The sequence below is a fragment of the Streptococcus taoyuanensis genome (assembly GCF_029589235.1).
In the GTDB taxonomy this organism is placed as follows: Bacteria; Bacillota; Bacilli; order Lactobacillales; family Streptococcaceae; genus Streptococcus; species Streptococcus taoyuanensis.
Genome location: NZ_JARQVW010000019.1, coordinates 1 through 16,686, shown reverse-complemented (window position 1 = coordinate 16,686; position 16,686 = coordinate 1). Strand labels below are relative to the sequence as shown.

Here is a 16,686-nt window from a genome sequence, read left to right as displayed (position 1 = left end):
CTCTTTTTGGATCCTTTTTCATTTCCCACATACCTGAAATGACCGAATCAAATTAGGATAGAAGATTATTTTTCATCTTCTTTTTTGCGGCTTCCAAGTGCTGCAATCCCTGCAACCCCTGCAACTGCTCCAAGAAGAGCTGAAGCTACAGATCCTGTTTCACCAGTATTTGGAAGTTGTTCAAGAGCTGGAGCTGGTTGAGCTGGTTGCTCAGGAACTGGGTTCACTGGTGTATTAGGTGTTGGATCTACCGGTGTGTTTGGTGTTGGATCCATTGGTTTATTAGGTGTTGGATCTACCGGAGTATTTGGTGTTGGAGTTGGTGGCACTGGAGTATTTGGTGTTGGAGTTGGTGGCACTGGAGTGTTTGGTGTTGGAACGTTTGGAGTCTTCACAAGTTTGTAAACATAAGTAACGTTCTTATCACCTTCGATAACTTTACCAGTTGTTGGGTCTGTTGTTGTCAAGTGACCTTCACCGTCAACGTTACCTACTGGGTAGTTACCTTGTGGTACCAATTCATAGACTTTACCATCTGCAGTTGTGATTGTCTTAGGACGGTTATCCACAACTGTATCGTAGTCTTTACCTACTGGTTGGTCTTTTTCATCCACTACTGAAGTCTTGATAGTGTTACCATTTTCATCTACATAGTGAACGTATACATTACCCTTAGGTTGTACAGGTTCTTCGACAAGTTTGTAGATGTAAGTAACGTCTTTACGTCCTTCAACCACTTTACCAGTTGTTGGGTCTGTTGATTCAAGGTGACCTTGAGTATCTACTTTACCAACTGTGTAGTTTCCGACTGGTACGATTTCGTAAGTTTTACCTTCGAATTTAATGTACTGTGGACGGTTGTCTTCAACAGTATTGTAGTCTTTACCTACTGGTTGGTCTAACTCATCTGTTACTGATTGTTTAATTGTGTTACCTTCAGTATCTTTGTAGTGTACGTATACGCTACCCTTAGGTTGAGTTGGTTGTTCTTTAAGTTTGTAGATATAAGTAACGTCTTTACGTCCTTCGATCACTTTACCAGTTGTAGCATCTGATGACTCAAGGTGACCTTGTCCATCAACTTTACCTACAGTGTAGTTACCGGCTGGTACCAATTCATATGTCTTACCATTGTATTGGATTTCTTTTGGACGGTTGTCTACTACTGTATCGTAGTCTTTATCAACTGGTTGATCTTTTTCGTCAGTGACATCATCTTTAATTGTGTTACCTTCAGTGTCTTTATAGTGAACGTAAACGTCACCCTTCACTTCTTTGTAAACGTAAGTGATGATTGAACGTGGTTTATCAACTTTACCTTTAATTGGATCAGATGATTCCAAGTGTCCATCGCCATCAACTTTACCTACTGGGTAGTCACCTTTCGGTACGATCTTGTAAGTCTTACCGTCTGGAGTCTTGATAGTGTTAGGTTTTTCACCTTCCTCAGTTGTGTTATATGGTGTATCATATGGTGAGTTTGGTGTATCTTGACGAGGTTTTTGGATTTCTTTACCTTTTTCGTCTACGTAAGTGATGATGACGTCGCCTTCTTTAGGTTTCGTTGGATCTTCCTTAAGTTTGTAGACGTAAGTGACATTCTTATCACCTTCGATGACTTTACCAGTTGTAGCGTCATCACCTGTCCAGTGACCTTGGTCATCGACTTGACCTACTTTGTAGTTACCTGCTGGTACCAATTCGTATGTCTTACCTTGGAACTCGATTGTTTGTGGACGGTTGTCTACGACTGTATCGTAGTCTTTACCTACTGGTTGATCTTTTTCATCAGTTACAGATTCTTTGATCGTGTTACCATTAACGTCAACATAGTGTACGTAGACATTACCCTTAGGTTGTTTCAATTGGTAGACATATGTTACGTTCTTATCTTTTTCAGCAACTTTACCAGTTGTAGCATCATCACCTGTCCAGTGACCTTGTTCGTCGACTTGACCTACTTTGTAGTTACCTGCTGGTACCAATTCGTATGTCTTACCTTGGAACTCGATTGTTTGTGGACGGTTGTCTACGACTGTATCGTAGTCTTTACCTACTGGTTGATCTTTTTCATCAGTTACAGATTCTTTGATCGTGTTACCATTAACGTCAACATAGTGTACGTAGACATTACCCTTAGGTTGTTTCAATTGGTAGACATATGTTACGTTCTTATCTTTTTCAGCAACTTTACCAGTTGTAGCATCATCACCTGTCCAGTGACCTTGTTCGTCGACTTGACCTACTTTGTAGTTACCTGCTGGTACCAATTCGTATGTCTTACCTTGGAACTCGATTGTTTGTGGACGGTTGTCCACTACTGTATCGTAGTCCTTATCAATTGGTTGTTCATCTTCATCTTTCACAGATGCTTTAATCGTGTTACCTTCAGTATCAACATAGTGAACGTAAACGTTACCTACTTCTTGGTAAACATACGTAATAGTTGACTTAGGTTTATCAACTTTACCTTTAATTGGATCAGATGATTCCAAGTGTCCGTCGCCATCAACTTTACCTACTGGGTAGTCACCTTTCGGTACGATCTTGTAAGTCTTACCGTCTGGAGTCTTGATAGTGTTAGGTTTTTCACCTTCCTCAGTTGTGTTATATGGTGTGTCATATGGTGAGTTTGGTGTGTCTTGACGAGGATCTTTAATCACTTTACCTTTTGTATCTACATAAGTGATGATTACTTCACCTTGTTTAGGTGTTTCACTTTCAGAATTTGATGAAGAGTTAGATGCTGATGCTGATACTGATGTAGAAAGTGATGTTGAAGCCGATGTGCTCAATGATGCTGATTGGCTTGCTGATACTGATTCAGATACTGATTCAGATGCTGAAGCTGATTGGCTCGCTGATACTGATTCAGACGCTGAAGCTGATTGGCTTGCTGATACTGATTCTGATGCTGAAGCTGATTGGCTTGCTGATGCTGAAGCTGATTGGCTTGCTGATACTGATTCTGATGCTGAAGCTGATTGGCTTGCTGATTCTGATGCAGACGCTGATGCAGATTCTTGTGCTGATGTAGAAGCTGACTCAGATGCTGATGCACTTGCAGATTCTTGTGCTGATGTAGAAGCTGATTCAGATGCAGACGCTGATGCAGATTCTTGAGCTGATGTAGAAGCTGACTCAGATGTAGACGCTGATGCAGATTCTTGAGCCGATGTAGAAGCTGATTCAGATGCAGACGCTGATGCAGATTCTTGTGCTGATGTAGAAGCTGACTCAGATGCTGATGCACTTGCTGATTCTTGAGCCGATGTAGAAGCTGATTCAGATGCAGACGCTGATGCAGATTCTTGTGCTGATGTAGAAGCTGACTCAGATGCTGATGCAGATTCTTGAGCCGATGTAGAAGCTGATTCAGATGCAGACGCTGATGCAGATTCTTGTGCTGATGTAGAAGCTGACTCAGATGCTGATGCACTTGCAGATTCTTGTGCTGATGTTGATGCTGATTCAGAAAGTGACTCTGAAATAGATTGTGAAGCTGATTCAGTATTCGATTGAGATTGTGACTTAGATGGTGCTTCTGACTCTGATTGTGATACCGATTGCGACTTAGAAACCACTTCTGACTCAGATTGAGATTTAGAAACAGCCTCTGATTGTGATACAGATCGTGAGTTAGATACTACTTCTGATTCTGATTGTGATTGTGATTTAGATACAGCCTGTGATTGTGAAACAGATTGTGAGTTAGACACAACTTCTGATTCTGATGCAGAGTTTGAGAATGATTGTGATTGAGAAGCAGACTCTGAATCATTCATCTTCACGAAGTAATAGTTCACATCAGTTGAAGGTTTAATCGCAGTTGGAATTGAGTAGTTATTAGAGAATGATGAGTAACCCTTCAAATCAGAGTATACTTTACCATTTGGTGCTGTTGGATCATTCGCAACAGATCCTTCTGCTTGGATTTCTGGAACTTTACCAGCAATGACATTGTAACTGTTATTACCAGCTCCGGCAGGTGTCAATGATGTGCTTGGAGCACCTTTGAATGGACGTGGATAAGTATGTAGAGTTCCGTCCATTTGTTTATAAGTATCTGTCTCAGTAGCAGACTGCCAACCAGTGATAATGAGTGATTTACTTCCAGCTGTTTCGTTGACTTCAATATAGTAGTCACCATTTTTGCTGTTTACTTTTGTAACTTTTGTCTCATCAGCTTTCCACTCTTCAGCAGCTTTGTTAACTTTACTTGTATAGATGAGTGTGTACTTCGATACATCTTCAGTACCAATATCTGATGTCGCAAAGTTGTTAACCTGAGATGGATCAAGAGCGTAGAATTTCGTTACAGTTGAGCCATCAGTATCAACGATTTCAGAGATACGTTTTACGTAGTAGTGGTTTGCTCCACCTTGAAGTTCGACCAGTTTTTGACCGACAACACCCTTACCAAGGATACCAGATGTTTTTTGAGTTGCGTCTGTTGTTGCTGGAACTTGTTTGTACCCCTCAATATTACGATTTCCTGAAGCTGTGAATTGTTGCCCTGCAAGACCGGTTTGAGTATAGCTTGCAAGAACTGTTTCATTTCCAGTTGGTTTGTATGTTTGACCTTCTGTGTACTTGCTACTGTCAACGACTTTATAGTAAGTTGTTTGATCAGCTTTCGCATAAGGAACAGAAGTTTGAACGTTTTGTTTGTCTTCACCTTGGTTACCTGGGTAGTTGGTATCACGGATTTGAAGTGTTTCATACTCAAGGTTCGCATTTACCAATGAGAAGGTTACGTTACCTGGATTAGTTCCGTTAGCAGGTGCGTATGTCAAAGTGTTGGTTACATCAGAGTTGTTGTTGGTGATGTAGCTTGGAAGTGAGATATTGCTTTCTCCAGCATGAATAGTACGAGTGTAAGCTTCTGTACCATCAGACTTCTTAACGATACGCAAGTAAACATCTGGGTTAGCTGAAAGGCTACCTGTGATTGCTGAACGGTCCACTGAAAGTGTAGCGTAGTAATCAAAGTTTGTTTTAGCACCAGTAGCGTGGTTTGTTTTAAGGAATTGCCATACACCGAAAGTGAAACGATCTGTGTTTGGATCCAAAGCATAACCAGCTTCATTGAAGGCTGCATCTTCAATCGTTGCACCATTTGCATTTGAGATAACCGGCTTAGTAGCTACACTACCAGAAGTAGATGTTGAGATTGGTGCCAACTGAGCTGAAATTGCTGGAGCGCCGTTTACTGTTGTGTTTCCAGTAAATCCTGCTGCAGTCAAGGTTGCCATCATGTCATCTACTGACTTGCTCAAACGTTCGCGTTGGTCTGCGTATGATTGAGCTGAAGCATTAGCGTTGATCAAGCTGTTGCTTGCTGTCAATTCTGTTTGAACTTTAGCGATAGCAGCTTCAAGTGCTGCTTTCTTTTCTGGAGCTGAAACAGTTGCTGAGTAGTCTCCTGCAATCTTGTTCAACAATGCTGCTTCTGAAGTGTTTTGTTCCAAAACAACTTTATCATCAGCTTTCGCTACTGTTGTAGTGCTTTCTACACTTGCTTCAGAGCCAGCTGCTACAGTTGATTCGCTTGAAGCTGCTGAAAGTTCTGCTGAACCTTGTTCGCTCAATGAAGCTGAGTGAGATACAGATACGCTTGTAGAGGTTGAAGCACTTGCAGATGCAGAAGCGCTAGCTGATTCTGTTGTTGACTCAGTTGTTGATTCTGTTGTTGATTCAGACTGAGATTCTGTTGTTGAAGTTGTACCAAGTACTGTACTTCCTTGTTCTACAAGAGCTTCACTTGAAAGCTCAGATGCAGTTGCAACATCTGATCCAATTTCATCAGCTTTAGCAGTGTTTGCTACTGTAGCTGCACCAAAAACAGCCCCAGCTGCTACAATCCCTTTGAGCAAGCCACGGCTTGTCATTTCTTTCACTGATACTGCGTCTTCACGCACTTCAGCTACAACAGTCTCTTCGACTTGACCACGAATGACTTTCAAAAGACCAAAGTTAGAAGTCGCAGCACGCAACCAGTTTTTACCTGATTTGATCAATTTGAAACGAGTCACACGATCTGTTTCACGGAATTCACCGTTCGAACGTTTAAAAAACATTTCTGTCTCCTTATTACATTTTTTATTTCCCTTACATTATAGACTAATGTGTCGATTTTTGGAAGCAATTATCCTTAATTATTGCTATTTTTTTATAATTTTTGTTTTAGATAGTAATAAAATCGTTTTCAGTAGGATCAATTTGTCAAACCGGGGCAATTTTTTGAAAAAATCCTATAATGCTTTTACTTTAGAGGTAAAACAAAAAGCCCCATTTAATAGGGACTTTTCTGATAATTATCTGATTTTTTCCAACATACTTTCAATGTGTTGGATGGATTTTTCGCGTCCAAGTAAATAGATGGTATCTGGCAATTCAGGACCATGCATTTCACCTGAAACGGCAATACGGATTGGCATAAAGAGATTCTTCCCTTTGATCCCAGATTCTTTTTGAACCGCTTTGATTTGTGGGAAGATATTTTCTGCCACAAACTCATCGTCTGACATGGCTTCCAATTTCGCTTTGAAGGCTTCAAGTACAGTCGGAACCGTTTCACCAGCCATGACCTCTTTTTCTGCATCTGTCAACTCTGGGAAGTCTGAGAAGAAAAGGTCTGTCAATGGAACGATTTCGTCCACCGACTTCATTTGTGGCTTGTAGAGTTCTACAAACTTCTCAGCCTTGTCTGTCAAACGACCTGCTTCTTCGAGGAATGGCTTGGCCATTTCAAAGATAGTCGTAAGATCCGCATTCTTGATATACTCATTGCTCATCCAGTCCATTTTCTTCTGGTCGAAAGCAGCTGGAGACTTGCTGAGACGATGTTCATCAAAGAGCTTGATGAGTTCTTCGCGAGAGAAGATTTCGTCTTCCCCACCAGGGTTCCAACCAAGAAGAGCGATGAAGTTAAAGACTGCTTCTGGAAGGTAGCCCTTCTTACGGTAATCTTCGATAAATTGAAGGGTGTTAGTGTCCCGTTTAGACAACTTCTTACCAGTTTCAGAATTGATGATCAAAGTCATGTGACCGAATTCTGGTGCTTCCCAACCAAGGGCTTCATAGACCATGAGCTGTTTTGGGGTGTTGGCAATGTGGTCGTCTCCACGGATAACGTGAGAGATTTGCATGTCGTGGTCATCGATCACAACGGCAAAGTTGTAAGTTGGGTAGCCATCTTTCTTCTGGATGACCCAGTCACCACCGATATTGCCACCTTCAAACTCGATATCGCCTTTGACCATATCATGCCACTTGTAGATACCAGACTCATTCACTGCCAAACGAACTGTTGGAATCACACCCGCTGCTTCACGTTCTGCGATATAAGCTGCTTTTTCTTCTTCGCTCATGCCAAGGTATTCGTTGATGTAGCGAGGTGTTTCACCTGCAGTTTCTTGGCGTTCACGTTCAGCCGCTAACTCTTCTTCAGTGACGTAAGATTTGTAGGCTTTTCCTTCGGCCAAGAGTTGGTCAATGTATTTTTGATAGAGTTCCAAACGTTCAGACTGGCGGTAGTTTTCATGCGTCTCTGGGCTTTCATCCCAGTCCATGCCCAACCAACGAAGGTTTTCAAGCTGTGAACGTTCGCCGTCTTCGACGTGACGTTTGCGGTCTGTATCCTCGATACGGATGATAAAGGTTCCACCATGGTGACGCGCATACAAGTAGTTAAACAATGCTGTACGAGCATTTCCGATGTGTAGTAGCCCTGTTGGACTTGGTGCATAACGCACACGAATATCTTTTGCCATATTTCTCTCCTCTTATCTTGTTCGCTATTTCTAGCTCATTTTTCAATCGTTCCTATTATACCACAAAGAAAGCAGGACTGAAATGAATAAGTGACCTTTCTAGCCTTTCTTGCTATATATATGAAAAAAGCCAGAACAAATGCTCTGACTGATATCCAATCTATTGGTATCTTATTAAACGAACACGGGCTGCGGATTGTGTCAAAAAACGCAAGCTGAATAGCAATTAATTCAAGACACAGTAGCTGATTGGATTCTTCTGTCGCTTTCTAAGCTCAGAAGAATACCTAATCAGCCTTGTGGGGGTAGGACGACGAAGCGTTTATAAATGATATCGCTTCTGTCCTACTCCCTATTTTGACTGTATCCGCTACGCCCTTTGTATCTTATTTTAACCGTTCTTCCAATTCAAAGTCGATTGGTAGGGTTTGTAAAAAGTGCTCCAACTCACGTTCCCAGTAGAACCATTCGTGCTTACCTGGGCTGTGGGTATAGGTGACATCCAAACCTAACTTTTCTAGTTCCTTGACTTCAAAATTATTGGCCTCATAAAGGAAATCCTGCTCCCCACACCAGATCCAGAGTTTGGTCTTCTTATCTGAAAACTTCTTGGCAGCAGTCTCTAGCGAGTAGGGACTGGTCGTCCAATCCTCAATCTCTCCAAAGATCCCCTTCCAAAAAGCTGGTTGTTCCAAGTCATTGTTTTCAAAATCCCGATCGTGGAAACTCAGAGCACCGGAAAAACTAGCCGCATGGGAGAAACGATTTGTCTTGAGAGCCAAGAGCATTGATCCATAGCCGCCCATGGATAGGCCAGCAATAAAGGTCTTCTCCCGTTTCTTGGTCATATTAGGGAAGAAGCGAGAAAGAGTCGCTGGCAATTCCTCCGCAATGGCCGTGTAGTAGTTGTAGCCATACTGGGTATCTGTGTAAAAGCCATTATTGGTATTAGGCAGGACCACGATCAGATTGGTATTTCGCAAAATGCGCTCCACATTAGTCCGCTTCAACCAAGAGTGGTGGTTGCCATTCATCCCGTGCAAGAGATAAAGGACCGGAATATCCGTATCCGCTGGATCTTCCACGCGCGATGCATCAGGATAAAGGACGGACACGCCCCACTCCATCTTCAAGGCTTCTGAATAATACTCAATCTGCATAACTGCCATTTGATTTCCTCTTTCTACTGTTAAAAACACTCGGCAAGCCTCGGGCCGCCAAGCGTTTCCATTTCTTCTATTATTTCACTTCCATCACGACTGGTAGGATGGCTGGACGGCGTTTGGTTTGTTCAAATAAGAACTTAGACAAGTTGTCGCGTACCAAACCTTTTAACTCACCCCAGTCAAAGCTGTCTTGCGCCAAATAGTCTTCAACGCTTTGGTTGACCAATTCGCAACTTTCACGAAGAATATCCCGACTCTTCTTGACATAGACAAAACCACGGGTGTGCACGCGCGCTTTGGAAATAATTTTCTTCTCTTTGCGATTCACGGTGATCGCCACGATAAAGATCCCGTCTTCTGACAAGACCTTGCGGTCACGAAGGACAATATTGCCCACATCACCAATGGCATTCCCATCGATCATGACATCTCCTGCTGAGACGCTACCGGCAGGAACGAAGTCACCTTTTTCATACTCCATTACCGTTCCGCGTTTTGGAATAAAGATGTTTTCAGGCAAGATACCGACTTCCATCGCTACTCGCGCATGGGCATCCAATTCGCGGTATTCCCCTTGGATCGGGAAGAGGTATTTAGGACGAAGAAGGTTGATCATCAACTGCAAGTCCCGTGCGTTTCCGTGACCAGACACGCGCAAGCTAGACGTGATCAATTTGACAATGCCACCTGCTTGGTAGACCATGTTTTCTACACGAGCTACCACTGCTTCTTTGGCAATCGATGGCGTTGTAACGATGTAGACCAAGTCTCCATCTTTGATTTCCACATAGCGGTGACGACCAATCGACATCTTGCGCAAGCCGTTGATCGGCTCACCCATCCGGCCTGTTTCCAAAATGATCAATTCATGATCCTCGAAACGGCTCATTTCTTTTGGCTTGATCAAGAGTTTTTCGTTGGCAAGAGACAATTTGTTCAAGCGAATAGCTGTGCGGACGATGTTTTCCACATCGAACCCTGTCAAGACCACCCGACGGCCAGTCTCAGCTGCAGCGTCAAAGACCTGCTGGATCCGAGAAAGGTTGCTGGCTACCGCCGCCACGATGACACGACCATCCCAGTCTGCAATCGTATCTAAGATAGCATCGCCCACTTCTTGCTCACTGGCAACTTGAATCTTGCTATCCGCATTGGCTGAATCACTCAAGAGGGCAAGCACACCTTCGCGTCCAATCTCAGCTAGGCGAGCAAAGTCTGTCGCGTACGACTCGCTGGCAGTTTGGTCAAATTTAAAGTCTCCTGTGTAGACGATATTGCCCTCAGGAGTGCCAATCACAATCCCGATACTTTCAGGGATGGAGTGGGTTGTTTGAAAGAAAGAGACGACGGCATCACCAAAATCAATCTCAGAATTCTGATCGATGACATGGAAGTCGTTGAATTTCTTCACACTGTCATTGCTTTTGACAAAGAGTTTAGCCAACTCAATGGTCAACTCTGTCCCGAATACAGGAACTTTCGCTTCCGCCAAAAGATATGGCAAGGCCCCAATGGCATCCGCATGACCATGGGTCAAGAAAACACCCGCAATGCGGTCCTTGTTTTCAAATAGATAATCCATGTTGGGGATAACGACATCCACCCCAAGTTGCTCATTTTCTGGATACTTCAAACCTGCATCCAAGACAAAAATCGAATCGTTCACTTCGGCAACGTAGAGATTTTTCCCATTTTCTCGAACACCGCCAAGAGTGACTAATTTAATACTACTCACTGTTGTCTCCTTTAGTGTGATTATTTTAATACTTACGGTCCTTGGTCCCCCAAGTCGAATTACAGCTTTGCAAATACTTGCATATCTACTCCATTATACAATTTTTTTCTCTTTTTTTCAAAAAGCTTTCCACAGCAAAAAAGTCCTCTCATCTGAAGTAGATGAGAGGGCTTCTAGGCGCCTATTTTTAGGGGGAAAAGACCCTAAAGATGGTAATCTCCCCGTTTATTTTCAATGATCCGCATAGCCGCCTTGATCACATGAAACTTGCCTAACAATTCCTCTAGGCGCTTACTATTTCGCTCGCTCAATTGGCCGTTCTTGACCGCTTGGGACAGGCGATAAAAATCATCCAAGTCCTCCCCAATGTTTTCAAACAGCTCTTTGGCTTCCTTGAGTCGGTAGCGATTGACTAGGTGGTTCACATCTTTTTTGAAGGAAGCGACATTGTTTTCGTGAATGTCCGTATAGGCTTCCTCTTCTTCCTTAGATTCTTGGTAATTAACCGCCTTAAAGCAAGTGATGAACTCCCGACTTTTGATATTGCAAACAAAGATGACACCATCACTGGCTACATAGGCTTCTGTGTTAGCGGGTTGAACCACATTACTATCATAAGGAGAGAGGGAGGAGAGGTGTTGGTTGATCCACTTATTCAAGTGCTGATCATCTACGCCAAAGCGCTCAAAAGCTCTTTGCCGAAAATGGTCCCGACAACTATATTCTTGCGCATACGACAATCCCATACTCTCACCTCCTCCTGAGTATTTTATAAAAATGGCCTCCAGTCTTACGGGACTAGAGGCCTGGTCTGCTTCACTGACTTGGTGCAATTAACCTTTTGGCTAACAAAACAATGTTTATGATGTTGATTTCATTTAATAGTATTTGTGTAAAATACCAGAGGTTTTCTTTGCTATCCTAAATCCAAATGATTAGTTTTCGACTGGACGCATCGAAGTTTGAAAACCTTTACAAAAAGCTTCTACCTACTATTTCCACGTTTTCTTATGTCTCCGGACAAACTAAGCAGGTTTGCCCGACCGTCCAACCGATCCGACACACACGACATGACTGCTCTTTTACGATAAGAGCATGAACAGATATCAGCAAAACAGGCCTAAAACGAAGTAACCTAAATTTTAACTCGATAAGGCATTGGTATCAATCCCTTCTTTATCTTTCTAACTATATTATACTCACCTACCCGAGTAATTGCAAGCGATTTCAGCTGAAACTAGTTCCAATTTTTATGCGGTTTTATAGATGATTTAAGGAAAAGAAAAGAGGATGGGACAAAAGTCCTAGCCTCTCAATTACTTTTGGTTTGTCGAGCAAGACGCAGTAGTTGAGTGGGCTCTACTACGCTGATTTCATCAGCTTTTACAGCCCTACTCAACTGTGCGGAGGTGGGACGACGAAATCGAATTCTAACGAATTACCGATTTCTGTCCCACTCTCTATTTTCACTTTATCCGCTACGCCCTTTGTATCTTAGTCTTTCTCAAACAATTGATAGTAGTCTGCGATGGTCATTTGGGCTTTTTCTTCTTGATTGAGGTCTTGGACGATATGTCCGTCTTTCATGACAATCAAGCGATTTCCATATTTCAAAGCATCTTCCATGTGGTGGGTGATCATAAGAGCAGTGAGAGCGTCTTGTTTCACAAACTCATCGGTCAAGGTCATGAGCGCCTGACTGGTTTTGGGATCCAAGGCAGCAGTGTGTTCATCCAAAAGCAAGAGTTCTGGGCGTTTCAGTGTCGCCATCAACAGACTCAAAGCTTGTCGTTGGCCCCCTGATAGAAACTCAACTGCTGTGTCGATATGATTTTCCAAGCCATTGCCGATCTTAGCAAGGACTGTTTGAAACTCTTCTTTATAGCTGGCCAAGTGACGCGGGATCAAGCCACGTTTTTCTCCACGAAACTTCGCTACCAAGAGGTTTTCCGCTACTGTCATGCGAGGTGCCGTTCCCATTTTAGGATCTTGAAAGACCCGTGATAGGTATTTGGCTCTCTTTTCAGGAGAATAGTTGGTTACATCTTCCCCTAGAATATAAATCTTCCCACTGCTCACCGGAAGCGTCCCAGCAATGGTATTAAATAGGGTTGATTTTCCAGCTCCATTGCCCCCCAAAATCGTGATAAAATCATGCTCTCGAATTTCCAAGGAAACATCATCCAGAATGACTTTTTCTTCGTTCATCCCATTGCTCACGGCTTTGGTTACATTTTTTAATTCTACAATTGCTGTCATTTACTGAGTTTCGCTCCTTTCATGATTTTTCCCTTAAAGGTTGGAATCATCAGGCAGATAGCCAAGATCAAGGCACTGAAGATTCGAATATAGCTGGTATTGATGCCAAGCGCAATCACGGCCCAAATCAAAAATTGGTAGGCGATCGATCCGATCGCAATACTGAGCAAGCGCTCTGTCAAGGTGACATTTGAAAAGAGCACCTCTCCAATAATAAGGCTGGCAAGCCCAATAACGATGACACCAATCCCACGTGAAGCATCCGCATAGCCTTCTTGCTGGGCCATCAGTGCACCAGAAAGAGCAATAATCCCATTTGAAATGACCAAGCCCATCAATTCCATCCGGTCGGTGTTGATCCCAAAGCTCTTGGCCATATCTGGATTGTCCCCTGTCGCAATATAGGCTTGACCCAAGCGTGTATCCAAGAAGAAGATCAAACCAAGGATCACAAGCGTTACGAAAATCAAACCAATCAGAATCTCATTGAACCCACTGGCAAAAGGAAGAAATTCCTGTAATTTTTTATAGCCCAAAAGTCCCAAATTAGCCCGCTGCATGACAAATAGAATGACCGAGTTACAAGATGTCATCACGAGGATCCCTGACAAGAGTGTCGGGATTCTTCCTTTTGTGTAGAGAAGACCCGTCGCAAGTCCCGCCAAACACCCTGCACCAATAGCAGCCAGCGTCGCAAGGAGCGGGTTGACCCCTTTAGTAATCAAGGTCACCGCCACCGCTCCTCCAAGCGGGAAGGAGCCTTCTGTCGTCATATCTGGAAAATCTAGAATTCGGAACGTCATAAAGATTCCTAACCCTAAAATGGCCCAAATCAAACCTTGTGAAACAATTGAATTAATCATAGTTTCTCCCTTCGATAATAGTAGTTTAATTGTATCATAAATATGGAAGAGAACCTATAGGAAATTCACAATATTTCTTGGATCACCAGCTTTTTAAAAATAAAATGGAACCCTCCTGATTATATGGAGCAGGAGGGTTCTATAAGCTTTTATAATTATGCAAAAAAGAAACCTGTGTTTGTTTCACAAGTCTGGTCTTACTAGGGTAACTGACGACAATAAGGGTGTGAAGTACTACCACTCCAAACCCTACTGTATCCCAATTCAAAGTGGATTCATTCCCCTTGTTGCCGGCAGTTTGAAAGATCAAATTGCTTTACTAGTATACTGTTTTCTCTACTTCAAGTCAATGGAATTTTACTGAAACTAGTAACCGAATGAAATGAATATATAGAATTTTACTGAAACTTTTTCATCACATTTATGCATGTTTTTCTAAGTTTCCAATACCAAACAAAGAGGCCTTGCTCTTTCGAGCAAAGCCTCTTCCTGTTGGATCTAAAATTGTCACCTCATCAACAAGTTTGCTGATGTCACCTCAATTTTAGTCTTCGCGTTTTTTGCGTTTTGCAAGTCCCGCAAGGCCAACCATACCAAGTGCAGCACCTAACAATGCAGCAGATGCTGATTGTTCTTCACCAGTTTCAGGAAGTGCTGGAGCTGGAGGAGTTGTAGGTGTTGGTGGCGTTGGTGGTGTTGGCGGTGTTGTTGGTGGTGTTGGTGGTGTTGGTGGTGTTGGTGGCGTTGTCGGCGGTGTTGTCGGTGGTGTATTCGGTGGTGTTGTTGGCGGTGTTGTTGGCGGAATAACAGTGTTGTTAAACTCTGTATCTTCTGGCAACTGAGTAATAGCCGTCAATACTTTACCGTCTTTGTTAATCATAATACCCACAGTGGCAACCATCTTATCGTATTCGATGCTAGAATCTGTGCCACGGATTTCTTCTACATGGTAGAGATGAGTTCCTTCTTCACCACGTTTGAATTCAAGATTTGAGAAGGTGATCTTACCAGCCGCATCATTGGTTACGGTTTCGATCACATTTCCTTTTTCGTCCTTAAGAACGAAGCTGAATTCACCAGCCTTCAATGCACGACCTTCCAATTTCTTAGTGAATTGGAATTGAACCTTAACTGGAATGTTGACTACACGTTTTTCAGTTGGTTTTTCTGGTTTTTCTACAGTCTTCTTAGTTGGATCGTATTGGTGTACGATTTGTGAAGCTGTATTTTCAATGTCCACACCATCTTGAGCAGATTGTTTAATTTCTGCAGGAATTTCAAACTTGTAGTAACGTCCAAAGGCCAACTTAGTTGTGTCGATAACTTGTGTATTTTCTGCGTCTCCAAGTGACTTAGTCAAGTCTGCTTTAGATGTTGCAGTAATCACACCGTTTTCAACCTTGATATCAAACTTAGCTGTTACATCTTCTCCTGTTACAGAGTCGTATGCCTTAATATCAGCTCCGTTGACAGTCAAGTTTGCACTGTCATATTTATCTGTCACACCAACAGATTGAATATTGTGTGCTTCAGTGAATTTAGTTGTATCCAACCATACTTGGTAGTATACTTTATCACCTTTCTTGAGTGTCTTCGTATTGATATTTTGAGCTTCGTTGTTATCAGTCTTATCAACGTAAGGATTTGCATTTGTGTCCGCAACCTTATCCTTCAACTCTTTATCATCGTCGAGAAGTTTCACACCTGTAAGATCGAATTTAGATTCGTTCAAGATGTATTTCTCTGGGTTGAATTCTGGAGTTTCAGGTGGGCGAACAGTGTTATTGAATTCTTTGTCTGATGGATCCGTTACCTTAGTAAGGAGAGCTTTCGCTGTTCCATCATGAGAAACTTTAACTGTCACAACTGCTTTCATCGTGTCATAAGTAACGGTTGTATCAGTTCCTTTGACTTCTTCTACAGTGTAGTTGTAAGTTCCTTCTTGACCTTTCTTGAATTCAAGAGCTGAGAACTTAACGTTACCAGATGCATCGTTCTTCACAGTTTCAAGAGTCTTACCATCTTTATCCTTAAGAACGAAGCTGAATTCGTTAGCTTTAAGCTCACGGCCTTCCAAACGTTTCGTGAAGTTGAATTCTACTGAAACAGGGATGTTCACAACACGTTTTTCAGTTGGTTTGTTTGGTTTCTTCACTGTCTTGCTTGTTGGATCGTATTGGTGAACGATTTGAGCTGCAGTGTTTTCAATATCCGCACCACCCTTAACAGTATCTTTCACTGTTGCTGGGATGTCGAACTTGTAGTAACGTCCAAACGCAAACTTAGTTGTGTCGATCACTGGAGTATTTTCTGCGTCTCCAAGTGACTTAGTCAAGTCCGCTTTAGAAGTTGCAGAGATCACACCGTTTTCAACCTTGATATCAAATTTAGCAGTCACATCTTCGCCTGTTACAGAGTCGTAAGCTTTGATGTTTGCAACATTGATGTCAAGCTTGTCTTCTTCGTAGTCATCAGTAACACCAACAGATTGGATGTTGTGCGCTTCAGTGAACTTAGTTGTATCCAACCATACTTGGTAAACAACCTTATCGCCACGTTTCACAGTCTTAGTATTGATGTTTGCTGCTTCATTATTGTCAGCCTTATCAGCGTAAGGATTTGCGTTTGTTTCCGCAACCTTGTCTGCCAATTCTTTATCATCATCAAGAAGTGATTTACCAGTAAGGTCGAATTTCTCAGCGTTCAAGATGTATTTCTCTGGGTTGAACTCTGGAGTTTCTGGAGGAGTCACCTTGTTGTTAAATTCTTTGTCCGCAATGTCGCCAACTTTCGCGATCAGAACTTTAGCTTTTCCGTCGTGTGAAACTGTGACTGTTACATTCGCTTTCATAGTGTCGTATGTAACGGTTGCGTCAGATCCTTTAACT

Annotated in this window: 8 protein-coding genes; all 8 read right to left on the bottom strand. The window is 42.5% G+C overall.

What is annotated here, in order from left to right:
* Nucleotides 1-65 precede the first annotated feature (65 nt).
* Nucleotides 66-6,080 carry an accessory Sec-dependent serine-rich glycoprotein adhesin gene (locus P5Y91_RS09840; protein ID WP_277839372.1) on the bottom strand — a complete coding sequence of 2,005 codons (6,015 nt, stop codon included), beginning with the start codon at nucleotides 6,078-6,080 and terminating at the stop codon, nucleotides 66-68.
* Between the two features lie 237 nt (nucleotides 6,081-6,317).
* Nucleotides 6,318-7,775 carry a glutamate--tRNA ligase gene (gene gltX / locus P5Y91_RS09835; protein WP_277839371.1) on the bottom strand — a complete coding sequence of 486 codons (1,458 nt, stop codon included), beginning with the start codon at nucleotides 7,773-7,775 and terminating at the stop codon, nucleotides 6,318-6,320.
* Nucleotides 7,776-8,161: 386 nt separating this feature from the next.
* Nucleotides 8,162-8,944 carry an alpha/beta hydrolase gene (locus tag P5Y91_RS09830; protein ID WP_045759960.1) on the bottom strand — a complete coding sequence of 261 codons (783 nt, stop codon included), beginning with the start codon at nucleotides 8,942-8,944 and terminating at the stop codon, nucleotides 8,162-8,164.
* Nucleotides 8,945-9,014: 70 nt separating this feature from the next.
* Nucleotides 9,015-10,676 (bottom strand): ribonuclease J, encoded by a 1,662-nt coding sequence (locus P5Y91_RS09825; protein WP_277839370.1) that lies wholly within the window; start codon nucleotides 10,674-10,676, stop codon nucleotides 9,015-9,017.
* Nucleotides 10,677-10,879: 203 nt separating this feature from the next.
* Complete coding sequence (locus tag P5Y91_RS09820; RefSeq protein ID WP_049473337.1) at nucleotides 10,880-11,422, bottom strand: hypothetical protein; 543 nt, start codon at nucleotides 11,420-11,422, stop codon at nucleotides 10,880-10,882.
* Between the two features lie 748 nt (nucleotides 11,423-12,170).
* Complete coding sequence (locus P5Y91_RS09815; protein ID WP_003012490.1) at nucleotides 12,171-12,935, bottom strand: ABC transporter ATP-binding protein; 765 nt, start codon at nucleotides 12,933-12,935, stop codon at nucleotides 12,171-12,173.
* Nucleotides 12,932-13,798: an ABC transporter permease gene (locus tag P5Y91_RS09810; protein WP_070674459.1), complete on the bottom strand. Its 867-nt coding sequence runs from the start codon at nucleotides 13,796-13,798 to the stop codon at nucleotides 12,932-12,934. Before P5Y91_RS09810 ends, P5Y91_RS09815 begins: the two co-directional genes overlap by 4 nt.
* Nucleotides 13,799-14,342: 544 nt before the next feature.
* On the bottom strand, nucleotides 14,343-16,686 hold a 2,344-nt coding region (locus P5Y91_RS09805; RefSeq protein WP_277839369.1), incomplete at its 5' end, for an SspB-related isopeptide-forming adhesin.

Excerpts from the sequence above, each read along its gene's own strand:
- P5Y91_RS09840 (WP_277839372.1), bottom strand. The coding sequence starts at position 6,080 with ATGTTTTTTAAACGTTCGAACGGTGAATTCCGTGAAACAGATCGTGTG.
- gltX (WP_277839371.1), bottom strand. The coding sequence starts at position 7,775 with ATGGCAAAAGATATTCGTGTGCGTTATGCACCAAGTCCAACAGGGCTA.
- P5Y91_RS09830 (WP_045759960.1), bottom strand. The coding sequence starts at position 8,944 with ATGGCAGTTATGCAGATTGAGTATTATTCAGAAGCCTTGAAGATGGAG.
- P5Y91_RS09820 (WP_049473337.1), bottom strand. The coding sequence starts at position 11,422 with ATGGGATTGTCGTATGCGCAAGAATATAGTTGTCGGGACCATTTTCGG.
- P5Y91_RS09815 (WP_003012490.1), bottom strand. The coding sequence starts at position 12,935 with ATGACAGCAATTGTAGAATTAAAAAATGTAACCAAAGCCGTGAGCAAT.
- P5Y91_RS09810 (WP_070674459.1), bottom strand. The coding sequence starts at position 13,798 with ATGATTAATTCAATTGTTTCACAAGGTTTGATTTGGGCCATTTTAGGG.